25 protein-coding genes are annotated in these 24,449 nt (G+C 66.5%); 5 read left to right on the forward strand and 20 right to left on the reverse strand.

Annotated features, from left to right (window positions below):
• Positions 1-2: 2 nt before the first annotated feature.
• From ACZLZQ_RS18130 to ACZLZQ_RS18150, 5 genes are all read right to left on the reverse strand, one after another.
• On the reverse strand, positions 3-881 hold the full coding sequence (locus tag ACZLZQ_RS18130) for a F0F1 ATP synthase subunit gamma (RefSeq protein ID WP_472935576.1): 879 nt from the start codon (positions 879-881) through the stop codon (positions 3-5).
• A gap of 44 nt (positions 882-925) precedes the next feature.
• On the reverse strand, positions 926-2,455 hold the full coding sequence (gene atpA / locus ACZLZQ_RS18135) for a F0F1 ATP synthase subunit alpha (protein WP_472935575.1): 1,530 nt from the start codon (positions 2,453-2,455) through the stop codon (positions 926-928).
• On the reverse strand, positions 2,455-3,015 hold the full coding sequence (locus tag ACZLZQ_RS18140) for a F0F1 ATP synthase subunit delta (RefSeq protein WP_472950556.1): 561 nt from the start codon (positions 3,013-3,015) through the stop codon (positions 2,455-2,457). The genes atpA and ACZLZQ_RS18140 overlap by 1 nt, the downstream gene beginning before the upstream one ends.
• Before the next feature lie 244 nt (positions 3,016-3,259).
• Positions 3,260-3,661, reverse strand: a complete 402-nt coding sequence (locus ACZLZQ_RS18145; RefSeq protein WP_472935573.1) for an AGROH133_08824 family phage infection protein — start codon at positions 3,659-3,661, stop codon at positions 3,260-3,262.
• A gap of 148 nt (positions 3,662-3,809) precedes the next feature.
• Positions 3,810-6,020 (reverse strand): primosomal protein N', encoded by a 2,211-nt coding sequence (locus tag ACZLZQ_RS18150; protein WP_472950557.1) that lies wholly within the window; start codon positions 6,018-6,020, stop codon positions 3,810-3,812.
• Positions 6,021-6,211: 191 nt separating this feature from the next.
• Between ACZLZQ_RS18150 and fsa the strand changes: the two genes are divergently transcribed.
• Positions 6,212-6,862 (forward strand): fructose-6-phosphate aldolase, encoded by a 651-nt coding sequence (gene fsa / locus ACZLZQ_RS18155; protein WP_472935571.1) that lies wholly within the window; start codon positions 6,212-6,214, stop codon positions 6,860-6,862.
• A 71-nt stretch (positions 6,863-6,933) separates the two neighbouring features.
• Here fsa and ACZLZQ_RS18160 read toward each other — a convergent pair whose 3' ends face one another.
• The 4 genes from ACZLZQ_RS18160 to ACZLZQ_RS18175 all read right to left on the reverse strand — a co-directional run bounded on the left by ACZLZQ_RS18160 (position 6,934) and on the right by ACZLZQ_RS18175 (position 10,359).
• Positions 6,934-8,043, reverse strand: coding sequence for an NAD(P)/FAD-dependent oxidoreductase (locus ACZLZQ_RS18160; RefSeq protein ID WP_472950558.1), 1,110 nt, complete (start codon positions 8,041-8,043; stop codon positions 6,934-6,936).
• Positions 8,044-8,133: 90 nt separating this feature from the next.
• A complete protein-coding gene (gene dps / locus ACZLZQ_RS18165; protein ID WP_472950559.1) occupies positions 8,134-8,655 on the reverse strand; it encodes a DNA starvation/stationary phase protection protein Dps in 522 nt (173 codons plus the stop codon).
• Between the two features lie 190 nt (positions 8,656-8,845).
• The gene (locus ACZLZQ_RS18170; protein WP_472935568.1) at positions 8,846-9,625 is read right to left on the reverse strand and encodes a succinate dehydrogenase iron-sulfur subunit; all 780 of its coding nucleotides are present in this window, start codon (positions 9,623-9,625) and stop codon (positions 8,846-8,848) included.
• Between the two features lie 167 nt (positions 9,626-9,792).
• Positions 9,793-10,359: a hypothetical protein gene (locus ACZLZQ_RS18175; RefSeq protein WP_472950560.1), complete on the reverse strand. Its 567-nt coding sequence runs from the start codon at positions 10,357-10,359 to the stop codon at positions 9,793-9,795.
• Between the two features lie 209 nt (positions 10,360-10,568).
• Between ACZLZQ_RS18175 and ACZLZQ_RS18180 the strand changes: the two genes are divergently transcribed.
• Complete coding sequence (locus ACZLZQ_RS18180) at positions 10,569-11,423, forward strand: cycloisomerase (protein ID WP_472950561.1); 855 nt, start codon at positions 10,569-10,571, stop codon at positions 11,421-11,423.
• Positions 11,424-11,513: 90 nt separating this feature from the next.
• Here the strand turns inward: ACZLZQ_RS18180 and sdhA are convergent, their stop codons facing one another.
• The 5 genes from sdhA to leuC form a co-directional block, all read right to left on the reverse strand.
• Complete coding sequence (gene sdhA / locus ACZLZQ_RS18185; protein ID WP_472935565.1) at positions 11,514-13,379, reverse strand: succinate dehydrogenase flavoprotein subunit; 1,866 nt, start codon at positions 13,377-13,379, stop codon at positions 11,514-11,516.
• Between the two features lie 3 nt (positions 13,380-13,382).
• Entirely contained in the window at positions 13,383-13,760 is a 378-nt protein-coding gene (gene sdhD, locus ACZLZQ_RS18190) for a succinate dehydrogenase, hydrophobic membrane anchor protein (RefSeq protein ID WP_472935564.1), read from the reverse strand.
• Between the two features lie 11 nt (positions 13,761-13,771).
• Positions 13,772-14,161, reverse strand: coding sequence for a succinate dehydrogenase, cytochrome b556 subunit (gene sdhC, locus ACZLZQ_RS18195; protein ID WP_472935563.1), 390 nt, complete (start codon positions 14,159-14,161; stop codon positions 13,772-13,774).
• A gap of 214 nt (positions 14,162-14,375) precedes the next feature.
• Entirely contained in the window at positions 14,376-14,843 is a 468-nt protein-coding gene (locus ACZLZQ_RS18200) for a GNAT family N-acetyltransferase (RefSeq protein WP_472935562.1), read from the reverse strand.
• Positions 14,844-15,065: 222 nt separating this feature from the next.
• Complete coding sequence (leuC, locus tag ACZLZQ_RS18205) at positions 15,066-16,475, reverse strand: 3-isopropylmalate dehydratase large subunit (protein WP_472935561.1); 1,410 nt, start codon at positions 16,473-16,475, stop codon at positions 15,066-15,068.
• Positions 16,476-16,794: 319 nt separating this feature from the next.
• Between leuC and ACZLZQ_RS18210 the strand changes: the two genes are divergently transcribed.
• Both ACZLZQ_RS18210 and ACZLZQ_RS18215 read left to right on the forward strand, forming a co-directional pair.
• Positions 16,795-17,187 (forward strand): GFA family protein, encoded by a 393-nt coding sequence (locus ACZLZQ_RS18210; protein ID WP_472950562.1) that lies wholly within the window; start codon positions 16,795-16,797, stop codon positions 17,185-17,187.
• A 225-nt stretch (positions 17,188-17,412) separates the two neighbouring features.
• Positions 17,413-18,339 (forward strand): manganese catalase family protein, encoded by a 927-nt coding sequence (locus ACZLZQ_RS18215; protein WP_472935558.1) that lies wholly within the window; start codon positions 17,413-17,415, stop codon positions 18,337-18,339.
• Positions 18,340-18,682: 343 nt separating this feature from the next.
• Here ACZLZQ_RS18215 and ACZLZQ_RS18220 read toward each other — a convergent pair whose 3' ends face one another.
• From ACZLZQ_RS18220 to rimM, 4 genes are all read right to left on the reverse strand, one after another.
• On the reverse strand, positions 18,683-19,504 hold the full coding sequence (locus tag ACZLZQ_RS18220) for a class I SAM-dependent methyltransferase (protein ID WP_472950563.1): 822 nt from the start codon (positions 19,502-19,504) through the stop codon (positions 18,683-18,685).
• A gap of 78 nt (positions 19,505-19,582) precedes the next feature.
• The gene (gene rplS / locus ACZLZQ_RS18225) at positions 19,583-20,119 is read right to left on the reverse strand and encodes a 50S ribosomal protein L19 (RefSeq protein WP_472935556.1); all 537 of its coding nucleotides are present in this window, start codon (positions 20,117-20,119) and stop codon (positions 19,583-19,585) included.
• 189 nt (positions 20,120-20,308) lie between these two features.
• Complete coding sequence (gene trmD / locus ACZLZQ_RS18230) at positions 20,309-20,992, reverse strand: tRNA (guanosine(37)-N1)-methyltransferase TrmD (protein WP_472950564.1); 684 nt, start codon at positions 20,990-20,992, stop codon at positions 20,309-20,311.
• Positions 20,989-21,564, reverse strand: coding sequence for a ribosome maturation factor RimM (rimM, locus tag ACZLZQ_RS18235; protein ID WP_472950565.1), 576 nt, complete (start codon positions 21,562-21,564; stop codon positions 20,989-20,991). Before rimM ends, trmD begins: the two co-directional genes overlap by 4 nt.
• Positions 21,565-21,760: 196 nt before the next feature.
• On the opposite strand from rimM, the gene ACZLZQ_RS18240 reads away from it, so the two are divergent.
• Positions 21,761-22,069, forward strand: coding sequence for a BrnA antitoxin family protein (locus ACZLZQ_RS18240; protein ID WP_472950566.1), 309 nt, complete (start codon positions 21,761-21,763; stop codon positions 22,067-22,069).
• A gap of 110 nt (positions 22,070-22,179) precedes the next feature.
• Here ACZLZQ_RS18240 and rpsP read toward each other — a convergent pair whose 3' ends face one another.
• A complete protein-coding gene (gene rpsP, locus ACZLZQ_RS18245; RefSeq protein WP_472940723.1) occupies positions 22,180-22,647 on the reverse strand; it encodes a 30S ribosomal protein S16 in 468 nt (155 codons plus the stop codon).
• A 60-nt stretch (positions 22,648-22,707) separates the two neighbouring features.
• The gene (gene ffh, locus ACZLZQ_RS18250; RefSeq protein WP_472950567.1) at positions 22,708-24,279 is read right to left on the reverse strand and encodes a signal recognition particle protein; all 1,572 of its coding nucleotides are present in this window, start codon (positions 24,277-24,279) and stop codon (positions 22,708-22,710) included.
• Between the last annotated feature and the right edge of the window lie 170 nt (positions 24,280-24,449).

Consider the following 24,449-nt stretch of genomic DNA (forward strand, 5'->3'; position numbering starts at 1 on the left):
CGTCAGAGCGCTTCGGCGCCCGCGATGATTTCGATCAGTTCGGTCGTGATCTTCGCCTGACGCTGGCGGTTGTAGACGAGCGTCAGCTTCTTGATCATGTCGCCGGCATTGCGCGTCGCGTTGTCCATCGCCGTCATGCGCGCGCCCTGTTCGGACGCGGCGTTCTCCAGCAAGGCCCTAAAAATCTGGACCTTGATGTTGCGCGGGATAAGGTCGGCGAGGATGTCGGCCGGATCGGGTTCGTATTCGTAGACGCCACCGCCGGCGGCGGTGAGCTGGGCACCGTCCTTCTCGACCGCGGCCGGTATGACCCGGCGTGCCGTCGGAACCTGGGTGATGACGTTCTGGAACTCAGAGAAGAAGATCGTGCAGACATCGAACTCGCCGGCCTCGAACATGCCGAGGACCTTGTCGCCGATCGACTCCGCATTGGAGAAGCCGAGCTGCTTGACGTCGCGCAGTTCAATCCGGTCGACGATGCGGCTGCCGAGGTCACGGCGCATCGCGTCGTAGCCCTTCTTGCCGACGGCGATGATCTTGACCGTCTTGCCTTCGGCGTCGAGCTCGCGGACGTGCTGGCGAACCAGCCGCACGATCTGCGCGTTGAAGCCGCCGGCGAGACCACGGTCGGAGGCAAACACGACGAGGAGGTGCGTGTCCTCCTTGCCCGTCCCGGTCATCAGGGCCGGCGCGTCGCCTTCCATCGCATTGGCGATGTTGGCGAGCACCGCGGCCATCCGCTCCGAATAGGGGCGGGCAGCCTCGGCAGCCTCCTGCGCGCGGCGAAGCTTCGCCGCCGCGACCATCTGCATGGCCTTGGTGATCTTCTGCGTTGCCTTGACCGAGGCGATGCGATTACGCAGGTCTTTCAGCGAAGCCATTGTCCGAAACCGTCTCCCGCTACCTTACCGTTATTCCCGAGGCTTTAAGCGAAGCTCTTCGAGAACTGGTCGAGTGCCGCCTTCAGCTTTCCACGGGTATCGTCCGTGATCTGCTTGTCGTCGCGAATGGCGTCGAGAACGGCCTTGTGCTCGGTGCGCATCGAGGAGAGCAGGCCCTCTTCGAACGGACCGACGTCGGAAACCTTCAGCTTGTCGAGATAGCCCTGGGTACCGGCGAAGATCACGACGACCTGCTCTTCCGTCTTCAGCGGCGAGAACTGCTGCTGCTTCAGAAGCTCGGTCAGGCGCGCGCCGCGATTGAGGAGGCGCTGGGTCGAAGCGTCGAGGTCGGAGCCGAACTGCGCGAACGCCGCCATTTCGCGGTACTGCGCGAGCTCGCCCTTGATCGAACCTGCGACCTGCTTCATCGCCTTGATCTGCGCCGACGAGCCGACGCGGCTGACGGAGAGGCCGACGTTCACCGCCGGGCGGATGCCCTGGTAGAACAGGTTGGTCTCGAGGAAGATCTGGCCGTCGGTGATCGAGATCACGTTGGTCGGGATGTAGGCGGACACGTCGTTCGCCTGGGTCTCGATGACCGGCAGCGCGGTGAGCGAGCCCGAGCCATTGGCTTCGTTCAGCTTCGCCGCACGCTCGAGCAGGCGCGAGTGCAGGTAGAACACGTCGCCCGGATAGGCTTCGCGGCCCGGCGGACGACGCAGCAGCAGCGACATCTGGCGGTAGGCGACGGCCTGCTTGGACAGATCGTCATAACCGATCACGGCATGCATGCCGTTGTCGCGGAAGTACTCGCCCATGGCGCAACCGGCGAACGGCGCGATGTACTGCATCGGGGCCGGGTCGGAAGCGGTCGCCGCGATGACGATCGAGTACTGCATGGCGCCGCGCTCTTCGAGCACGCGCACGAACTGCGCGACGGTCGAGCGCTTCTGGCCGATCGCGACGTAGACGCAGTAGAGCTTGTCCTTCTCCACGCCGGCGTCGTGGCCCGGCTTCTGGTTCAAGAAGGTGTCGAGCAGGATCGCGGTCTTGCCGGTCTGGCGATCGCCGATGACCAGCTCGCGCTGGCCGCGGCCGACCGGGATCAGCGCGTCGATGGCCTTGAGGCCGGTCGACATCGGCTCGTGCACCGATTTGCGGGGCATGATGCCGGGCGCCTTGACGTCGACGCGGCGACGCTCGGTGTGCTCGATCGGGCCCTTGCCGTCGATCGGGTTGCCGAGACCGTCCACGACGCGGCCGAGCAGGCCCATGCCGACGGGAACGTCCACGATGGCGCCGGTGCGCTTGACGACGTCGCCTTCCTTGATGTCGCGGTCGGAGCCGAAGAGCACGACGCCGACATTGTCGCTTTCAAGGTTCAGCGCCATGCCGCGCACGCCGCCCGGGAATTCGACCATCTCGCCGGCCTGGCAATTGTCGAGGCCGTAGACGCGGGCGATACCGTCACCGACGGACAGAACTTGGCCGACTTCCGAGACTTCCGCCTCGTTGCCGAAGTTCTTGATCTGGTTTTTCAGGATTGCGGAAATTTCCGCGGCGCGGATGTCCATCAGCCGACCTCTTTCAGCGCTAGCTTAAGCGAATTGAGTTTGGTGCGAAGCGACGTGTCGATCTGGCGGGAGCCGATCTTCACGATCAACCCACCGAGGATCGACGGATCGACGCTCTCGTGCATCGTCACCGTCTTGCCGGCATAGGCGCCGAGCGTCTGCGACAGTTCGCGGCGCTGGTCGTCGCCGAGGGGATGCGCACTGATCACCTCCGCTTCGACTTCGCCGCGCTCGTCTGCCGCCATGGCGCGGAAGCTGCGAACGATGCCCGGCAGCACGAAGAGCCGGCGGTTCGAGGCGACCACTTTCAGGAAATTGGCAGTGAGCTGGCTGGCCCTCACATCCGCGACGATCGCGGAGATGGCGGCGAGCTGTTCGTCGGAAGTGAAGGCCGGGCTTTCCACCAGACGCCGGAAGTCGGCATTCTGGTCGATCAGGCCTTGGAACTCGTTCAGTTCGGACTCGACCACCGAGATCGAACCCTCCTCACGAGCAAGCTCGAACAAGGACAGAGCGTAGCGTTCTGCGACTCCCGAGACGGGAGAGGATGATGTTGCCACGGACGACCGTTTCTCTTCCTGGGGTTCAAGCATATTGGGCATTCTCGGCAGCGAGAACGCCCCAAACACTTAGAACCGTTAGATTATTTCCATCGGAGCGACATCTTGACGCCGCTGGCCCGAGGGAGGCAAGGACCGTCTAGCATAGCGATTTGCCATCGACAACGCCGGAACCGGACTCAGCGCCCGAGTTTTGCTGCTTTTTGGGACAGAGGCTACGGGCTTTGGCTAGCCGGCGACCAGCTCAGCTCTGGACGAGGCCGAAGGCAGCCGCCAGCGGCAGGCCGGCGAGGACGAGATCGAGCAGAAGGAAGGCGAGGTTGTAGAAGGTCGATCCCTTGTCCGAGAGGATCGAGACCAGCCGGCCGAAGGCTGCAAACAGCCAGGCGACGCCGAGCATCAGCGGCATGGTCCACTGCTCGAAGAACATCAGCACCATCAGCCCAATGCCGAGATAGAAGCCGCCGATCGTCGAGCGCGCCTCCGACACCGCCTCCGGGTAGGCGTGGTGCGTGGTCAGCCGCAAGGCCCGCAGCAGCGTCACCGGCGCAAACAGCGCGAACAGGCCGAAAAGCGCGGTAAAGACGCCGACGCCGTAGGTCATCAGGTCGGCATTGGTCTGTGGCAAGGGAAAAGCGAGTTCCACGGGGACATCCTCGGCAAAGGCGGCGCCTCGGCACGGCGCGGTAGCGGAGTGCTACCGGCTCGCGCCGGCGGCGGCAAGGACGGGGGCCATCGCGAGCGCCATCGCCGCCGGTCACCGGTCGCCGGTTACCGGTCGCCGTTGACGATGTTCAGAGAAAGCTCTGCGGATCGACGTCGATCTGCACCTGCACCGTGCCCCGCGGCTTCGGCGCCCGCTCGATCATCGCCCGGAGATAGTCCTGCAACGGTGCGCGGCGCCCGCCTTGCAACAGCAGCCGGAAGCGGTGGCGGCCGCGCAGCACCGCGAGCGGCGCCTCGGCCGGACCCAGCACCTCGATCGAATCATCCTCGGGCGCAGCCCGCCGCAGCTCGCGGCCATGATCCTCGGCAGCCTTGCGCGTCTCGGCGGAGATGATGACACTCGCGAGCCTGCCGAAAGGCGGCAGGCCCGCCCGCTCCCGCTCGCCGATCTCGCGGTCGTAGAAGCGCTCGGCGGTGCCCGAGGCGATCGCCTGCATCACCGGGTGCTCCGGCTGATAGGTCTGGATCAGCCCGCGGCTCGCCCGCCCGCTCCGCCCGGCCCGTCCGGTCACCTGGTGCAACAGCTGGAAGGTCCGCTCGGCGGCGCGCGGATCGCCATTGGCGAGGCCGAGATCGGCGTCGACGGCGCCCACCAGTGTCATCAGCGGAAAATGATGCCCCTTGGCGACGAGCTGCGTGCCGATGATGATGTCCGCCTCCCCTTCCGCAATGGCATCGAGCTCTCTCCGCAGCCGCCGCGGGCCGCCGGCAAGGTCGGAGGAGAGGAGAATGGTGCGCGCGTCCGGAAAGGCGCCGAGCATTTCTTCCGCGATCCGCTCGACGCCCGGGCCGCAAGGCACGAGATGGTCGAACACGCCGCATTCCGGACAGGATTCCGGCCGCGGCCGGGTGAAGCCGCAGTGATGGCATTGCAGCTGCCCGCGCAGCCGGTGGTCGACCAGCCAGGTCGAGCAGTCCGGGCACTGGAAGCGGTGGCCGCAGGCGCGGCAGAGCGTCAGCGGCGCATAACCCCGCCGGTTGAGGAAGAGCAGCGCCTGCTCGCCGCGTGCCACGGTCTCCTCGATCGCCTTCAGCAGCACCGGCGAGACGAAGCGGCCCCGCGCCGGCGGATGGCGCTTCATGTCGACGAGCTGCAGCGTCGGCAGCGCCGCCTCGCGGTAGCGGGCCGACAAGACGACATGGCCGTAGCGCTGCGTCGCCGCGTTCACCCGGCTCTCGATCGAGGGCGTCGCCGAGGCGAGGATCACCGGGAACTTGCCGATCGAGGCGCGCACCACCGCCATGTCGCGGGCGTGGTAGAAGGTGCGCTCCTCCTGCTTGTAGGCGGGGTCGTGCTCCTCGTCGACGATGACGAGCCCAAGATCCTGGAACGGCAGGAAGAGCGACGAGCGCGCCCCCGCCACCACCTTCACCCGGCCCTCTGCCACCTGCCGCCAGACCTTTTCGCGCATGCGCGGGGTGACGTCGGAATGCCATTCCGCCGGCGGCGCGCCGAAACGGGCGTGGAAGCGGTCGATGAAGCTCTGCGTCAACGCGATCTCCGGCAGGAGAATCAGCACCTGCCGCCCCGCAGCCAGCGCCTCGGCCACCGCCTCGAAATAGACCTCGGTCTTGCCCGAGCCGGTGACACCCTCGAGCAGCGTCGCCGAAAAGCCCCCTGCCTTGACGGTCTCGACGAGGGTCTTGGCCGCAGCAACCTGGTCGCCGCCGAGATCGGCACGGCCGAAGCCGAGGTCCGGCTCGGCCACTGCAGGCGGTGGCGGCAGCCGCACGGTCTCGAACGCCCCGAGCTTCATCAGCCCCTCGACGACCGAGACCGAGACGCCGGCGGCATGCGCAAGCCCTGAGCGCGACCAGGCCGGCGCGTCCCCGGCCGCATCCAGCACCCGCTGGCGGGCGCCGGTCATCCGCTCCGGCACGGTGCCGGTCAGCGCCATGCCCTCGATCCAGGGCTCGGGGTCGAAGGCCGCCGGCGCCCGAAGCGCCATGCGCGCCACCAAGCCCGGCGGTGACAGCGTATAGTCCGCCACCCAGTCGATGAACTGGCGCATGGCGGCATCGAGCGGCGGGCAGTCGAAGACGTGGGTGATCGCCCTGAGCTTGCCGGGGTCGACGGTCGCCGAATCTGGCGCGTCGTCCCAGACGATCCCGGCGACCTGCCGCGGCCCGAGCGGCACCTGCACGATCGAGCCCGGCACCACCAGCATTCCCTCCGGCACGGCGTAGGAATAGGGCCGCGGCGTCGGCAGCGGCACCAGAACCGGCACCGACCGGATGTCGAACAGCTGGCCGGTCAGGGGGGAACTCGCTCGGGACATGGATCCGATTCGGCTGGGTGGGGTTCTGACATAGACGGGTCGCGCCGAAGGCGGTAGCAGGCGCTGGCCATGGGCGGGCCTACGGGCCGGAAGCCGGGCAATGGAAAGCCTTACGTGGTGACCCGGTCCCCGAGTTGCGATATCACCACGCCAGAGGCGGGGCACCGCCGGCGCAAGGAAGGACAAAAGCGATGAAATTCTTCGTGGACACGGCCGATATTGGCGAAATCCGGGAAATGAACGAAGCTGGCCTGATCGATGGCGTGACCACCAACCCCTCTTTGGTGCTGAAGGCCGGTCGGCCGATGATGGACCTCATCGCCGAGATCTGCGATGCCGTCGACGGCCCGGTCTCGGCCGAGGTATCGGCCCTCACCGCCGACGAAATGATCCGCGAAGGCAAGATCCTCGCCGGCATCGCCAACAATGTCTGCATCAAGCTTCCGCTGACGCTCGACGGCCTGAAGGCCTGCAAGCACCTGACCGACGAAGGTTTTGAGACCAACGTCACGCTCTGCTTCTCCGCCACCCAGGCGCTGCTCGCCGCCAAGGCAGGTGCGACCTACGTCTCGCCGTTCATCGGCCGCCTCGACGACATCAACATCAACGGCATGGAGCTGATCGCCGACATCCGGCGCATCTTCGACAATTACGACTTCGACACGCAGATCCTCGCCGCCTCGATCCGGACGCTGAACCATGTCCGCGAAGCCGCGCTGATCGGCGCCGACGTCGCGACCGTGCCGACCTCGACGCTGAAGGCGCTGGTCAAGCATCCGCTGACCGACAAGGGCCTCGAGACCTTCGTCGCCGACTGGAAGAAGACCGGCCAGACCATCTGAGGCGCCCTGCTCTCACGTCAGACACAAAGGCCCGGCCGGCGACGGTCGGGCCTTTTTCATGCTGGGGCTTTTTAGGTCGGGGCCGCGCTTTCGTAGAGCCGGCGGTAGCGGCTGAGGAAGCGCTGGTCCAGCCAGTGCTTCAGCGACAGGGCAGATCGCCCGCGCCATCCAAGGCCACCCCGCATCGCGAGCCCCTGGCCATCCGCCAGATCGACGATCGACAGCGCCCGTCGCTGCGGCCGGTAGTGCGAGAGCGCCTTGCCTTCGGCGGCGGCGAGGAGGTTTTCCGCCAGCACGGCCCCGGCGCGCACGCCGTAGACGCCGAGCTTCGGCCGGGGACAGCCGACGATCCCGGCACAGTCACCGGCGGCAAAAATTCGGGGGTCGCCGACCGACTGCAGCGTCGGTTCGACCAGAAGGCCATCGCCCACGGGAAGGCCCAGCATCCCCGTCAGAGGATGCGCGACGAGCCCTGTCGCCAGGATCAGCCGATCGAAGCCGAGCACCACGCCCGAAGCAAGGCGCAGCGATCCCGCCGACGCCTCTGCGACGGCGCTGCCGCGATGGACGACGGCCCCCCGCCTCTCGAGGCTCGCCAGCGCCGCCCGACCGAGAAAGCCTGGCGCCTGCGGCAGGAGGCTCGCCTCTGCCGTGACCAGCGTCACCGACAGCCTGATCCCACGGGTGGCGGCGAGGTGGAGAAGGTTGCCGGCGATCTCGCAGCCTGTCGCGCCCCCGCCGACCACGAGCACCCGCGACGCGCCAAGTGCGGCCGCAATCTCCTCGCGCAGTGCTGGCAAGCCGCCGATCGGCTTCACTGCGGCTGTGGCGACTCCCTCGAAGGACGAGGGCATACGGACCGTGCTGCCGATGGCGAAGGAAACGAAGTCGTAGGGGACGGGCGGAGAGGCCGCTAGAAGCAACGTCCGGGCCGCACGATCGAGCCCGACGACACGGTCCGCGATGAGGTCCGCCCCACAAGCCTTTGCCAGGCGGAAAGGATCGAGGCTGGCGGCTTCGGCGTCGAAACGCCCGCCGAGAATGCCGCTGCCGCGGCCGGAGTACCAGAACCGGCCGGGATCGATCAGCACCAGCTCGATCCCGCGCGCCCTGAACGCCTTTACCCGGTTGAGGACGACGAGATGGGCATGGCCACAACCGACGAGAACAATTCGCGTCATACGCCCCTGCTGCCGGTCATCGCATCCCCCTCAAACGCAGAAAGGGCGACGCTGTCGCGCCGCCCTCTCAAAACTAGACTGCCGAAAGGCTCAGGTCGAATGACCGGCATCCTCGACCTGGAAATGGCTTTCTAGGAAGTAGAGACCGGTGTTGATGCCACGGCCGATCTCGGTCAGCAGGTCGGCGGTCAGGTCGTCGCCGGCCTCGTCTGCCTCGCTGATGCCCTCCTGCAGCGCCGCGCTCCAGGCGGCGTAGGAATCCGACAAGCGGCGCAGGTGATCTTCCGACTTCACGATGTCCAGCGCGTAGGCTGGCAGGATCGTGTTGCTGGCTGCAGCCTGCACGGTGCCCTGGGCCTGGCCGCCCATGCCGGTGAGGCGCTCGGCGATGAGGTCGACATAGGCTTCGACCGCCTCATGCTGTTCATCGAACAGCTTGTGCACGGCGATGAAGTTCATGCCCTTCACGTTCCAGTGCGCCTGCTTGGCCTGGTAGGACAGGTCAATCGCGGTGCCAAGGTGCTTCTGCAGCAGCGCGACCATGGCGCCCCGGACGTTTTCTTTCTGCGGATTCTTGGTCGGGTGAAGCATGACGGTGGGAGACTTGGCCACGGTGGGTCCTTCCGGATGATGGATCTGAGCGCCAGTGCCGTCGGTCTTGCCGATGCCGGGCGCCTTCCCCCGCTAAACCGATCAACCCTCTGCTGGTTCCTCACCCACCCGGGAGCCAGCCATGCAAAGCCGCCTCCCCTCGTGCCAGATGCACCCCGCTCCCACGGGAACGGGACGCTCGCCGCGGCGATCAGACGCGGCGCTCGACCATCATCTTCTTGATCTCGGCGATGGCCTTCGCCGGGTTCAGCCCCTTCGGGCAGGACTGCGTGCAGTTCATGATGGTGTGGCAGCGGTAGAGCCGGAACGGGTCCTCCAGCTCGTCGAGCCGGGCGCCGGTCGCCTCGTCACGGCTGTCGATCAGCCAGCGATAGGCCTGCAGCAGCACGGCCGGACCGAGATAGCGCTCGCCGTTCCACCAGTAGGACGGGCACGAGGTCTGGCAGCAGAAGCAGAGGATGCACTCGTAGAGACCGTCGAGCTTGGCGCGGTCGTCGTGGCTCTGCTTCCACTCCTTCTCGGGCTCCGGCGTCTCGGTCTGCAGCCAGGGCTCGATCGAGCGGAGCTGCGCATAGGGCACAGAGAGATCCGGCACGAGGTCCTTGATCACCGGCATGTGCGGCAGCGGGTAGACCTTGATGGCGCCCTTCACCTCGTCCATGCCCTTGGTGCAGGCGAGCGTGTTGGAGCCGTCGATGTTCATCGCGCAGGAGCCGCAAATGCCCTCGCGGCACGAGCGGCGCAGCGTCAGCGTCGAATCGACCTTGTTCTTGATCCACAACAGCGCGTCGAGCACCATCGGGCCGCAATCGTCGAGATCGACGTAGAACGTATCGAGCCGCGGGTTCTCGCCGTCGTCCGGCGACCAGCGGTAGATGCCGAACTCGCGGACGTTCTTCGTCCCTTCCGGTTTCGGCCAGACCTTGCCCTTGGAGATCCGGGAATTCTTCGGGAGGGTGAGCTCGACCATGACGGGATCCGGTGCCAGTTTGGAATCGATGCAGATATAAGAGCGTGCACTGCAAAACACCAGCAAGGAATCCACTGTAAGGCCCTTACGGCCATGGGCTTTTCCGGAGCCCATGGCGCGATCCGCGTGCGAACCGATTTAATCGGGGGCGGCCGATCGCCTCCCCGTTACGGCGCGGGTTTGACGGGGACGGCCGGGGTTGCCGGCGTCATCGGCACGGCTGGCGCCGCCGGCATCGCGGGCTTGGCGGCCGCATCCGGCTTGGCGACGAACTTGCCTGTGGCGCAGGAATCGGCCGTCTTGCTGATAAAATCGAAGATGACGCCCTGGTCCGGCTGGCCGACGCGGCCATCCGCCAGCATGCGGTCGGCGACCGGCGGCGCGACGACGGTGGCGATGAGATAGTCGCGCTGCGGATCGGACAGTCCGGTCAGCGTCTGCTCGGCGAGGCAGTGGCAAGCCTCCTTCGACATCTCCTTCATCTGGATGCCGCACAGCCCGGTGATCAGCTCGATCTGCGTCGCTTTGTCGCCCGCCCGCGGGATCTCGAACTGTTTTGCCGGCGCGGCGCCTGGGGTCGCTGGCGCAGCTCCCGGGGTTGCTGGCGCGGCGCCGGGGGTCGCGGGCGCGGCGGCCGGCGCCATCGGTGCCGTCGGAGCGGTCTGCGCCAGGGCCGGCATGGCCAGCCCGAGAGCGAAAAGGGCCGGCAGTCCGGCGCGGATGAATGAAGGCATGAAATTCTCCCAAGGATATCGTCGGCTGCTTGAAGAGCCGTTTGGCCGGTGTCCCGTCACGAGACCTAGCGCCATGGGAGCGGCTTGGCGAGGTCCCACGTATAGGTCCCGCGCCCTGAAGACTGCGGCATACCGCGCTGCCTGTCACGGGCGCTTCATCGCGCAGGCCTAGACAGTCAGGCTTACCGATCCCGCCCCGGAGTGCCGACATGACCCCCGCTTGCCTTCGCACCCTCGCCTGTGTCGCCATCGTCGCCCTCACCGGCGCGGCCTTCGCCGCCGGCGAACCGCCACAAATGCGTTCGGAAAGCATCGCCTCCTACGTCGTGCCGGAAGCCAACCAGGCGGTCGCCGTCGATGCCGACTTCTTCTATGCGATCGACAACCGCAAGATCGCCAAATACGACAAGCGGACGCAGAAGCTGGTGAAGACCTGGGAACGGCCGAAAGGCGGCCCGATCCAGCATTTCGACAGCGCGACGGTGGTCGACGGCCGGATCTACCTCGCCCATTCCAATTATCCGGAATGGCCGATGGCGAGTTCGCTCGAGATCTTCGACGCCGCAACCTTGACCCACGTCGCGACCCATTCCTTCGGCATCCAGATCGGCTCGTTCACCTGGGTCGACAAGGGACCGGATGGCCGGTGGTACGGCGGCTTTGCCAACTACAACCGCGTCTTCGGCAAGAGCCCGATCGCCTACGGCAACAAGTACAACACCCAGATCGTCCGCTTCGACGCCGACTGGCAGCCGGTGGAGCAGTGGACCATCCCCGAGGCCGTCGTCGAGAAGTTCGAGGACATGTCGAACTCCGGCGGCTCGTGGGGCCCGGACGGCAGGCTCTACCTCTCCGGCCACGACCCCGCGGAAGCCTATGTCATGCAACTGCCGGAAATGGGTCCCGTGCTCGACTGGGTCGCCACCGTCCCGCTCGACAACCACGGCCAGGGCATTGCCTGGGACCGGTCGCAGAAGGACGTGATCTACGCCATCATCCGCGGCAAGGGCGACGAGCCGAACCGTGTGACCGTCAACCGCGTGCTGTTCGACGCGGTCCCGTAAGGCCTGAAACGCAAAGGGCGATTGCACACAATCATTGTGTACAATCGCCCCGCACTTTTCACCCGTCCTGTGCTGCCCTTGGCTGGGCGCTTAGTAAACCCGCTTCTTCGGCTGGATGTACTCGATCTCGTTCGACATCGTGTAGGTATGCACCGGCCGGTCTTCCAGCGAGACGGTCTTCGCCTCGGTGTCGCAGAACGACAGCGTGTGCTTCATCCAGTTGGCGTCGTCGCGGTCCGGGAAATCCTCGCGGGCATGGGCGCCGCGCGATTCCTGGCGGGCAAGGGCCGAGTCCATGGTGACGACCGCCTGGCTGATCAGGTTGTCGTATTCCATGGTCTCGATGAGGTCGGTGTTCCAGATCAGCGAGCGGTCGGTGATCTTGACGTCGTCGGAGGCATTCCAGACCTGGTGGATCTTCTGGTGGCCCTCTTCGAGGATCTCGCCGGTGCGGAACACGGCGCAGTTCGACTGCATCGTGCGCTGCATCTCGTCGCGGAGGTCCGCCGTCGAGGTCGAGCCCTTGGCGTAGCGGAAGCGGTCGAGCCGGGCGAGCGAGTTCTCGCCGGCATTGGCCGGCAGCGGCGCCTGGGAGGCGCCGGCCTGCACGGTCTCGGCGCAGCGCAGGCCCGCCGCGCGGCCGAACACCACGAGGTCGATCAGCGAGTTGGAGCCGAGCCGGTTGGCGCCGTGCACCGAGACGCAAGCCGCCTCGCCCACCGCCATCAGGCCCTGGACCACGGTGTCGGCATTGCCGTCCTTCTTGGTGAGCACCTCGCCGTGATAGTTCGTCGGGATGCCGCCCATGTTGTAGTGGACGGTCGGCAGCACCGGGATCGGCTCCTTGGTCACGTCGACGCCGGCGAAGATCCGTGCCGATTCCGAGATGCCCGGCAGGCGCTCGTGCAGGATCTTCGGATCGAGATGGTCGAGGTGCAGGAAGATGTGGTCCTTGTTTTTGCCGACGCCGCGGCCGTCGCGGATTTCCATCGTCATCGAGCGGGAGACGACGTCGCGCGAGGCGAGATCCTTGGCCGAGGGGGCATAGCGCTCCATGAAGCGCTCGCCTTCGGAATTGGTGAGGTAGCCGCCCTCGCCGCGCGCGCCCTCGGTGATCAGGCAGCCGGCGCCGTAGATGCCGGTCGGGTGGAACTGCACGAACTCCATGTCCTGCAGCGGCAGGCCGGCGCGCAGCACCATGGCGTTGCCGTCACCGGTGCAGGTGTGGGCGGAGGTCGCCGAGAAGTAGGCGCGGCCGTAGCCGCCGGTGGCGAGGATCGTCTTCTTGGCGCGGAAGCGGTGCAGCGTGCCGTCGTCGAGGCAGAGCGCGACGACGCCGACGCAGGCGCCCTCCTCGTCCATGATCAGGTCGATCGCGAAATACTCGATGAAGAATTCCGAGGAATAGCGCAGCGACTGGCCGTAGAGCGTGTGCAGGATCGCGTGGCCGGTCCGGTCGGCGGCAGCGCAGGTGCGCTGGGCCGGTGGGCCGTTGCCGAAATCGGTGGTCATGCCGCCGAAAGGCCGCTGGTAGATCTTGCCGTCTTCGGTGCGCGAGAACGGCACGCCGAAATGCTCGAGCTCGTAGACCGCCTTCGGCGCTTCCCGCACCAAGTATTCGATGGCGTCCTGGTCGCCCAGCCAGTCCGATCCCTTGACGGTGTCGTACATGTGCCAGCGCCAGTTGTCGGCGCCCATGTTGCCGAGCGAGGCGGCAACGCCGCCCTGGGCCGCGACGGTGTGCGAGCGGGTCGGGAAGACCTTGGTGATGCAGGCGGTCTTGAGGCCGGCCTGGGCGGCGCCGAGCGTCGCGCGCAGGCCCGCGCCACCGGCGCCGACGACGACGACGTCGAAGCTGTGGTCGGTGAAGGTGTAGGCCTTGCCGTTGATGCCTGGGCCGGCACCGCGGTGCGGCTGGCCTTCAGGGGCGGGGGCGTTCTTGTGGGTCTCGGCCATGGGTCAGGCTCCAAAGCTCAGCTTGACGATCGCGAACAGGCTGGCGGCCGCCACGAGGATCGCGAAGAAGGTGTTGAGGATCTGCAGAATGACCCGCAGGCCGCCATGCACGTAGTCCTCGATGATCACCTGCATGCCGATGCGCATGTGCACGGCACCGGAGACGACGACCAGCGCCATGATCAGCCCGACCAGCGGGTTGGTGAAGGCGATGCGCACGTCGGCATAGGTGCCGTTGTGCAAGGCGATCAGCAAGATGACGAAAGCGGTGATGAGGAAGAGGTTGGCGATGCCGGTCAGGCGCTGGGTGAAGAAATGCCCGGTGCCTTCCTTGGCGGAGCCGAGGCCGCGGACGCGGCCGAGATCGGTGCGCATTTTCATCGGTGTACCCCTCAGATAACGATGACGGCGATCCAGAGGATCGCGGTGAGGACGAGGGAGAAACCGAGCGTCGCCAGCGCGAGCTTGGTCGAGGTTTCCTTGTCGAGACCGTGGCCGGTATCCCAGATGAAGTGGCGGATGCCGCCGGCCATGTGCTGCAGCAGCGCCCAGCTGTAGCCGAAGAGGATGAGACGGCCGAGGAAGGAGCCGAAGAACCAGGAGGCCGTGGCGAAATGTTCCGGGCCGCTCGCGGCGGCGACCAGCCACCAGACCACCAGCAGCGTGCCGACATAGAGCGCCGCGCCAGTGATGCGGTGCAATATCGACATCGCCATGGTCGGCCGGAACCGGTAGATCGACAGATGCGGCGACAGCGGCCTTGCGGATTTCAACTCGGACAAATCTGCCTCCTGTCCGGCCGCCCGTCGGTGTCTCACGTGAAACAATGTCCCGGGCGCCGGTAATGTATAGGTCGTAAAAGGCGTATCGCACTTGCGAAAGCAAGAGCCATTCTAATCAAGAATGCCGGCGGTATCGACCTGAATCGATTTACCCGCCTTTGGGCTGCCTTCCCGTCCGGGAGGGCGTCAAGATGTCGCCTGCCGGCGCCGGCCGTCAGCGGTCGTCGAAGCGGATGACGTAGCTCGACCAGTCCGCCGGCTCGGCGATGCGCTCGTAGAGCTGGCGGCCGTTTTCCGGGTTGCGCGGCGCGTGCAGCACGAGCTTCGACCAGCCGCGGGTGTCCGAGGCCTCGGCGAGGAGATCGACCATCGCCTTGGCGATGCCCTTCCGGCGGTGCTTGTGGTGGACGAAGATGTGGTCGGCAAGGCCGGAGCGCATGCCGGTCCAGGGGTCCGGCAGGTCGTAGAAGACGAGAAAGCCGACGAGCTCGCCGTCGAGCCGCGCGCCGAGAATCTCCGCCGTCCGGTCCTGCAGCAGCTGCTCGGCATAGACCTTGTCGGGCGCGCCGGGCGCGCCGCGAAACACCGCCTGCACATAGTCCGCGAGCAGTGGCGCGAGATCGCGCGCATCCTTCAAGCGGAGGAGCTGGATGTCGATGTCCGGGAGCGGCAAGGTTTCCATGCGAGCGATCTCGCCCGGATCGCCTTGGGGGTCAAGCGCGAAGCGTCGATCGGCCGCATCGAAGCAGCGCCGGAAAGGTGGCGGCGCTGGGGCCGCCGTAGAGGCCGTAAGGGGTGGCGGCGCTGGTGCGCCGCCGTAAAGGCCGTCAGGGGCGGCGGCGCTGGTGCGCCGCCGTGAAGGCCCTAAAGGGTGGCGGCGCTGGCGCGCCGCCACTGGGATCGGCTACTTCCAGCCGCGCACGTCGACGAAGTGGCCGGCGATCGCCGCCGCCGCCGCCATGGCGGGCGAGACGAGGTGGGTGCGGCCCTTAAAGCCCTGGCGGCCCTCGAAGTTGCGGTTCGAGGTCGAGGCGCAGCGCTCCTCCGGCGAGAGGCGGTCCTCGTTCATCCCGAGGCACATCGAGCAGCCCGGCTCGCGCCAGTCGAAGCCGGCGGCGATGAAGATCCGGTCGAGACCTTCTTTCTCCGCTTGCTCCTTCACGAGGCCCGAGCCCGGCACGATCATCGCCGAGACGGTCGAGGCCACGGTGCGGCCCTCGACGATGCCGGCGACGGCTCTCAGATCCTCGATGCGGCCATTGGTGCAGGAGCCGATGAAGACGCGGTCGACGGCAATGTCGGTCATCTTCGTGCCGGGGGTGAGCCCCATATACTCCAGCGCGCGGTGCTTGGAGGCGCGCTTGTTCTCGTCCTCGATGGCCTCGGGATCGGGCACCACGCCGTCGACGCTGACGACGTCCTCGGGCGAGGAGCCCCAGGAGACGATCGGCGGCAGGTTCGCCGCATCGAGCCGCACGACGGCGTCGAAATGAGCGCCCTCGTCGCTCGCGAGCGTCTTCCAGTACTCCACGGCCTTCGTCCAGTTCTCGCCCTTCGGCGCGCGCGGACGGCCTTCCACGTAGTCGAACGTCGTCTGGTCCGGCGCGATCAGGCCGGCGCGGGCGCCCGCCTCGATCGACATGTTGCAGATGGTCATCCGCCCTTCCATCGACAGCGCGCGGATCGCCTCGCCGGCATATTCGATGACGTAGCCGGTGCCGCCGGCCGTGCCGATCTGGCCGATAATGGCGAGGATGATGTCCTTGGCGGTGACGCCGGGCGGCAGCACGCCATCGACCACCACCTGCATGTTCTTCGCCTTCGCCTGGATCAGCGTCTGGGTGGCCAGCACGTGCTCGACCTCGGACGTCCCGATGCCATGCGCCAGCGCCCCGAAAGCGCCGTGCGTCGAGGTATGGCTGTCGCCGCAGACGATGGTCATGCCGGGCAGCGTAAAACCTTGCTCGGGGCCGATGATGTGGACGATGCCCTGTCGCCTGTCGGTCTGCGCGTAATACTCGATCCCGAAGGCCTCGGTGTTCATCGCCAGCGTCTCGACCTGCAGCCGGCTCTCGGGGTTCTTGATGCCGAGCGAGCGGTCGGGGGCGGTCGAGACGTTGTGGTCGACCACGGCCAGCGTCTTCTCGGGATGGCGGACCTTGCGCCCGGTCATGCGCAGCCCCTCGAAGGCCTGCGGGCTCGTCACCTCGTGCACGAGATGGCGGTCGATGTAGATCAGCGCGCTGCCGTCGCGCTCGTCGACGAGGTGGTCGTCCCAGATCTTGTCATAGAGGGTGCGGGGTTTGGCGGTCATGGAAATATCCTGGAGAGCCGGCGCGCCGGCGAGGCCTATCGGGTGAAGACGCGGGCTTTGACGCCCGCGGGACGCGTTCAGACCCGTAGGCCGATGCCGTCGATCAACCGATAGAAGAACCGGCCGGGCAGCCGCGTGCGGTCGTCGAGCGGGGAAAAGCCCAGCGTCGTCGGCAGAACAGCGGAAGTGGAGCGGACCGGATGCATGGCGCCAAAATAGCAATCTGCCGACGCCAAGACAATGGAGCCATTCCAGGCTGGTCCGGCCGGGTGGCTGGCTTAATTGTGGTACCGATGGTGGTGGCGGGAGGAAACGCAGCATGAATCAGGTCACCGGCGGATGTCTCTGCGGCAACGTGCGCCTCACGGCAACGGGAGAGCCCTACCGCGTCGGCCTTTGCCACTGCCTCGACTGCCGCAAGCAGTCCGGCTCGCTGTTCAACGCCTCGGCCATCTTCCCGGCGGACGCGGTGACGATTACAGGCGAAACGCGAACATTCATGGGGAGATCATTCTGCTCGAACTGCGGTTCGTCCGTGTTCGGGCGCAGCGGCGACGAGGTCGAGGTCAGTCTTGGAGCACTGAATAAGACGGACCAGTTCGCGCCGACATATGAGCTTTGGATGATCAGGCGGGAGGGATGGCTACCGGCTTTCACAAGCCTGCATGCGTATGACATGGACAGGGAATCAACCGCGCGGTCCGAAACGTAAATTGAGCGAGCGAACGCTTCCGACAACAAATGTTACTCAGCACCGACTACGGAGATGGTTATGTCATCGCGACGCGATGCGGTCGCGATCTCAGACAAACTCAAGCACAACAACGGATGAGATACTTTGTGCGATAACGCTCGTTAGCCTGAACCGCGCCGTTATTTGGGAACGGCCGCTCCAAGCTGGGATTGATTTTAGTCATTCCCAACCCGGAGATCTCCCATGTTCATGCGCATTGATAAGCTACAGGCCGAACTGCCGGCGCCGAAGCGGGCGGATCCGAATGCGGCAGCAGCGCTGCAGGAACTGCTCGGCGGCAAGTACGGCGAGATGTCGACGCTCGGCAACTACATGTTCCAGAGCTTCAACTTCCGTTCCAAGGACAAGCTGAAGCCGTTCTACAGCCTCGTCGCCTCGATCACCGCCGAAGAGCTCGGCCATGTTGAGCTGGTGTCGAACGGTGTCGCCATGCTGAACAACGGGCCGGACAAGAAGGACGGCGACATGGGCGATGGCGGCGATATTTCCGGCGCTCCCTTCGAGGACATGAAGGACATCCGCCTCGCCGCCGCCTTCCTCTCCGGCGCCGGCGGCGCGATGCCCGTCAATTCGAACGGCGCGTCGTGGAACAACGACTTCATCACCACCACCGGCAATGTCGTGGTCGATCTCCTGCACAACTTCCACCTCGAATGCGGCGCGCGTCTGCACAAGCTCAGGGTCTACGAGACGCTGACCGACCCAACCGGCCGCGAGGTCTGCGGCTATCTCCTGGTGCGCGGCTCGGTACACGCACATGCCTACGCGCTGGCGCTGGAGAAGATCACCGGCGTGAAGATCAAGGATTTCCTGCCGACGCCGAACATCGACCTGTCGAAGATCCCGGAATGCCAGAAGTACCTCGACGAGGGCTCGCACCGCCGCCTCTACACGTTCTCGCCGAACGACTACAAGGACATGGCGGGCATCTGGGGCAATGGCGAAATGGCACTGCCAGGCGACCCCCAGGGCGAGCTTGAGGTTGTCGAGGGCCATCCGGAAGGCGGAAAGATCCACCAGCTGACCGGCGTTCCCTCGGCCTTCACCCCGGACTACGCGCCGGAGGAAATGTTCGAGATCGCCTCGAAGCTCTACAAGAAGTCGCGCTAACCTCGCTTCGGGTGCAACAGAGACCGGTCGCCGAAAGGCGGCCGGTTTTTTCATGCCTGACGCTTCGATGAACTGGTGAACTGGAGCGGGTCGAAGAGATCCTGATGCTGTCACAGCCCCAAAAATTCGTCATCCTCGCGCGAAGCGCGGGGACCCATGCCGAGGCCTGAAAGAGGGTTCGGCGGTGAAGGAAAGTTCTTCCTCATCTGAAGCAGAGCCGATAGCGCGGCGGCATGGATCCCCGGCCGCGGCCGAGGATGACGATCGTTGAGGCTTGCGACACTCAGAGGCGGCGAAAATGGGACATCAGCCCGCTGCTGAAACCCGCCGGTCTTACGGTGCTTCAGGCGGGCTTTGTCGCCTGCAGCGAGAAGGCGAGCGGAATTTTCGGCATGCCGTCGGGGAGGCTGAAGAGGTCCTCGCCGGTCTCGATCATGCCGGGGAAGGCGCGCCAGGCGATCTGGTCGTGCTCATGCAGGAAATCCAGCCGAAGCCCCGCGCCGAGCACGCTGCCGACGACGTCGCCGAGCGGATGCAGCCACTCATAGTTGCGGGTGTTCTGGATCTGGCGCGTGTCGCCGGTATAGGTGGTGACTTCGTCGAAGGCGAGCGGTGCCTCCGGCGGCGTCTGCCAGTCGAAGCCGATGGACAGCCGCCCGTCTTCGGCCACCATCTGGTTCATCACCGGATGGCTCTCGAGCAGATAGAGTTTGCCGCCCGGCCGCAGCAGAGCCGAAACGACGCGCGCCCACGCGCCGAGATCAGGCAGCCAGTTGATCGCGCCCCAGGTAACAAAGGCGATGTCGTACTGCGCGGCGCCCAGGACCTCGACCGCCGCATCGACCGATGCCTCGACGAACCGCGCCTCGGTGCCCGCTTGCGCGGCAAAATCGCGGGCGGCGGCGATCGCGGCCGGCGAGAAGTCGAGGCCAGTGACGGAGGCGGCGCCAAGATGCTTCAGCGACAGCGTGTCGAGGCCGATATGGCATTGCAGGTGCACGACGTCGCGGTTTGCGAGATCGCCGATCTCGGCCGCCTCGATGGCGTGGAGGCTCGACCCGCCGGCCAGCACCGCGGCAATGCGGTAGGAGCCGGTGGTGTCGCTGGCGTGGAGACCCGCCCGCTCGTCCCAGTTCTTCAGATTGGCCGCAGCGAACGCATCCATGTCGATCCTCCCCAGAACCCGGCATAAAAAAAGCGGCCCGGAGGCCGCTTTTCAAGGTGGTTTCGAGCCGTACCGATCTTACTCGGCGGCGCTGTCCTTGGCGGCAGCAGCCTCGGCGGCAGCGGCTTCCTTGGCGTTGGCCTCGGCGGCGGCGGCATCGAGCGTCGCCTGGCGGGCTTCGGCCTTCACGGCGTCGGCCTTGGCCTTCTCGTTGATGACGATCTGGCGGGCGTCGTCGTTCAGCTTGCGGGCGCGAACGTTGGTGGCCTCGACGATACGGGCCGACTTGCCGCGGCGATCGCGCAGGTAATAGAGCTTGGCGCGGCGGACGCGGCCGCGGCGGACCACTTCGACGCTCTCGAGCATCGGCGAGTACATCGGGAAGACGCGCTCGACGCCCTCGCCGTAGGAGATCTTGCGGACGGTGAAGTTTTCCTGGATGCCGGCGCCGGCGCGGCCGATGCAGACGCCCTCGTAGGCCTGCACGCGGGTGCGGGTGCCTTCCGTGACGCGAACGTTGACGCGCAGCGTGTCGCCAGGGGAGAAGGTCGGGATGGTGCGGACTGCCGCAATGCGCGCGACCTCAGCAGCTTCCAGTTCAGCAATGATGTTCATGGGCGTGAGCCTCTCTTTGTTTCATGCCGGGTGTCCCGGTCATGGCCGTCGATACGGTCAAGTTATTCTGAGGAACGCGCGTGCCTTACACGGAAGGGGGCGGTTTGTCGAGTTGGGAAGGGCGCGATTCCGCGGACGTTCTGACAGCGCGCTGAGAGAGGGGTGCGATCCGCCGGAGAAAGCGCGGCGTCAGCCCTTCAGGAGGTCCGGTCGGCGCTCGGCCGTCAGCTGCTCGGCTTGCGCCCGGCGCCAGCGCTCGACCGCGCCGTGGTCGCCCGAGGTCAGCACCGCGGGAATGCTGCGCCCTTCCCATTCCGCCGGGCGGGTGTAGTGGGGGTGCTCCAGCATGCCGGTCTCGAAACTCTCGGTCTCGCCGGACTGGGCGTTGCCCATGACGCCCGGCAGCAGCCGCACGACGGCATCGAGCAGCACCAGCGCGCCGAGTTCGCCGCCGGAGAGGATGTAATCGCCGATCGAAACCTCCCGAAGGCCCCGCCCCTCGATCACCCGCTCGTCGACGCCCTCGAAGCGCCCGCAGACGATCACCGCGCCCGGGCCGGCGGAGAGCTCGCGGACAAAACCTTGCGTCAGCGGCCGGCCGCGCGGGCTCATCAGGAGCCGCGGGCGCTCGTCACCCTCGGGAGCGGCATGGTCGATCGCCCGGCCGAGCACGTCGGCACGCAGCACCATGCCGGCGCCGCCGCCGGACGGCGTGTCGTCGACCATGCGGTTGCGACCGACCGAGAAGTCGCGGATCTGCACGGTCTCGAGCGTCACGTCGCCGCGCTCCAGCGCCCGCCCGGCGAGCGAGACGCCGAGCGGCCCCGGGAACATCTCGGGGTAGAGCGTCAGGACGGTGGCGCGAAAGCTCACTTCTCCTCCTGCTCCGCCGCCGCGCGCGCTTCCGCCTCGTCCTCGTCCGGGGTGGAGACGAGGCCGGCCGCCAGCGGCTCGACGATCATCACCCGGCGCTCAACGTCGATCTCGGGCACGGCGGCCTCCGAGAACGGGATCATCACCGAAGAGCCGCGCTCCGGCTTGATCTCGACCACCTCGCCGGCGCCGAAATCATGGAAGGCGATGACGGTGCCGACCGGCTGCCCGTCCGTCGTCTCGACGGTCATGCCGACCATGTCGGACTGGTAGAACGCGTCCGCGTCGTCCTCCGGCAGCGCGCTGCGGTCGACGAAGAGCTCGGTGCCGTTCAGGAGTTCCGCGCCGTTGCGGTCGGAGATCTCGTTGATCGTCACCACCACCACGTTCTTCTGGATGCGCGCGGAGCGGATCGTATAGGTGTTGCCCTTGGCGTCGACGAGCGGGCCATAGGCCTTGATGTCGGTAGGATTCTCGGTGAAGGACTTGATCCGCACCTCCCCCTTGATCCCGTGCGCCCCGCCGACGACGCCGAGCAGGATGGGGTTTTTCGGGAACTTGGCGTCTGGCACGGGGCAATCCGATCGAGGATGACGGGGCTTGTAAGGCGAGAGCGAACGTCTGCGAGGAGTTGTCCGGCTCGTCAAGTCGGCGTTGCCACCGAGGGCCGGAAATTAGCATGATCGTGCTGCCTGAGCTGCGCCGGCCGCGCCGGGAAAACGAGGATCATCTCGTTGCGCAAGGACAATGCCAGGGAGAAAAGGCGCTATGTCGACCACCCCGCGTCACGCTGATGCCCGCGCACTGGCCCAGCAGACGGCAAGTCGGCAGCTGGACGAGATCAGCTGGGCGGAAGATCTCGGCATGACCGTGGTGGCGCTGACGGACCCCGACAACCCGCCGATGGAATTCGACGAGAGCCGCGAGGTTCGGCTCGCCCGCCCCAAGCGGCGCGTGGAACTCGCCCTCGACGTCGATCTGCTTGATCATCTGGCGGAAAGCCCGGACTGGGAAGAGCGGGTGAACGAGATCCTGCGGCTGGCCGCACGGATGGATGCCGCGTCCTCGGGCGACTAAGCACCCAAACGCAAACGGCGCCCGAAGGCGCCGCTCACTCATTGTTCACTTGGCCGGGTGGTTCACCCAGCCGGTTTTATTCAGCCGAAAGAATCTTCCGGCAAAGCCGATCAGGCAGCCGGGGTCTCGTCCTCGGCAGCAGCCTCTTCGGCCGGGGCGTTCTTGGCTTCCTCGGCGGCAGCTTCGGCAGCGGCAGCAGCCTCGGCGGCGGCGGCGGCGTCAGCCTCGGCCTTCTCGCGGGCGTCGATCACCTTCTGCTCGCGCTCGGCAATGCGCTCCTGCGCCTTCTTGCCCGGCAGGCCCTTAGTCTCGTTCTTGCGCTCGGGACGGTTGGCGATGCCCGCCTGGTCGAGGAAGCGCAGCACGCGGTCGGTCGGCTGGGCGCCTTCGCCGAGCCAATGCTTGATGCGGTCTTCCTTCAAGGTGACGCGGGCGGCGTCCTTCGGCAGCATCGGGTTCCACGAGCCGAGGGTCTCGACGAAGCGGCCATCGCGCGGCGAGCGGGCGTCGGCGACGACGATGTGGTAGTAGGGGCGCTTCTTGGAGCCGGCACGGGCGAGACGCATCTTCAGGGGCATTTTAGGTTCCTTGCGTTGAGTTCTTGAGTGTCAGAGGTTCTGCAAACCGGGAAAGACCGGCTATTTCTTCTTGCCGGGAAGGCCCGGAAGTCCTGGGAAGCCGCTGGGCAGGCCGGGAAGACCGCCACCGCCGCCGAAGCCGGGGGGCAAGCCCTTCGGCAGGCCCGGCATACCGCCGGGCATGCCACCCGACTGGGCCATCTTGGCCATGGCCTCGAGCTGTTTCGGGTCCATCTTGGAGAGGTCCGGCATGCCCGCCATGCCGCCGGCACCACCGCCGAGGCCGAGCTTGGCGCCGAGGCCGCCCATCAGCTGGCCCATCATGCCGCCCTTGCCCTTGTTCATCGACTTCATGACGTCGGCCATCTGCCGGTGCATCTTGAGAAGCTTGTTGATGTCGGCGGAGGAGGTGCCGGAGCCGGCCGCGATGCGCTTCTTGCGGCTGTGCTTGAGAAGGTCGGGATTGCCGCGCTCGGCCGCGGTCATCGACGAGATGATCGCCAGCTGGCGCTTCAGGAGCTTGTCGTCGATGCCGGCGGCGGCGACCTGGTCCTTGATCTTTCCCATGCCGGGCATCAGGCCCATCATGCCGCCCATGCCGCCCATCTTCTGCATCTGGCGGATCTGGTCGGCGAGGTCGTTCAGGTCGAACTTGCCCGACTGCATCTTCTTGGCCATCGCCGCGGCCTTTTCCGCGTCGATGTTCTCGGCCGCCCGCTCGACGAGGGAGACGATGTCGCCCATGCCGAGGATGCGGTCGGCGATGCGGGAGGGATGGAAATCCTCCAGCGCGTCCATCTTCTCGCCGGTGCCGATCAGCTTGATCGGCTTGCCGGTGACTGCGCGCATCGACAGCGCCGCACCGCCGCGGCCATCGCCGTCGATGCGGGTGAGGACGATGCCGGTGATGCCGACGCGCTCGTCGAAGGAACGCGCAAGGTTCACCGCGTCCTGGCCGGTCAGGCTGTCGGCGACGAGCAGGATCTCGTGCGGCGCTGAGCGGGCCTTGATCTCGGCCATCTCGAGCATCAGCGGCTCGTCGATATGGGTGCGGCCGGCGGTGTCGAGGATCAGGACGTCGTAGCCGCCGAGGCGCGCGGCCTGCGCGGCGCGGCTGGCGATCTCGACCGGGTCCTGCCCGGCGATGATCGGCAGCGTCGCAACGCCGGTCTGCTCGCCGAGGATGCGCAGCTGCTCCTGCGCGGCGGGGCGCCGCGTGTCGAGCGAGGCCATCAGCACCTTCTTGCGCTGCTTCTCGGTCAGGCGCTTGGCGAGCTTGCCCGACGTCGTCGTCTTGCCCGAGCCCTGCAGGCCGACCATCATGATCGTCACCGGCGACGGCGCGTTGAGATCGACCGGGACCTGGTCCTGGCCGAGCATGGCGATCAGCTCGTCATGGACGATCTTGACGACCATCTGCCCGGGCTTGATCGACTTCAGGATCTCGGCGCCGACGGCCTTCTCGCGTACCTTGTCGGTGAAGGAGCGGACCACCTCGAGCGCGACGTCGGCCTCGAGCAGCGCCCGGCGCACCTCGCGCAGCGCCGCCGACACATCGTCGTTGGACAGGGCGCCGCGGCCGGTGAGGCCGTTCAGGATCGAACCGAGCCGGTTCTGCAATGAGTCGAACATGTCTTCCCTTCCGTCCTCTTCGCAAGCCGGCATCCTGGGGAGCCGGTGATGCTTGCGAAATGTGGTGACGGACCAGCAACCGCAACGTCCGCGACAGCCCAAAGCAAAGCGTCATCCGCGGGCGACACTCGCTGGCGGATGGTGACCTCCGTGCGGCTCGTCGGGGTCGA

It is taken from the genome of Mesocryomonas lacus (assembly GCF_055730105.2).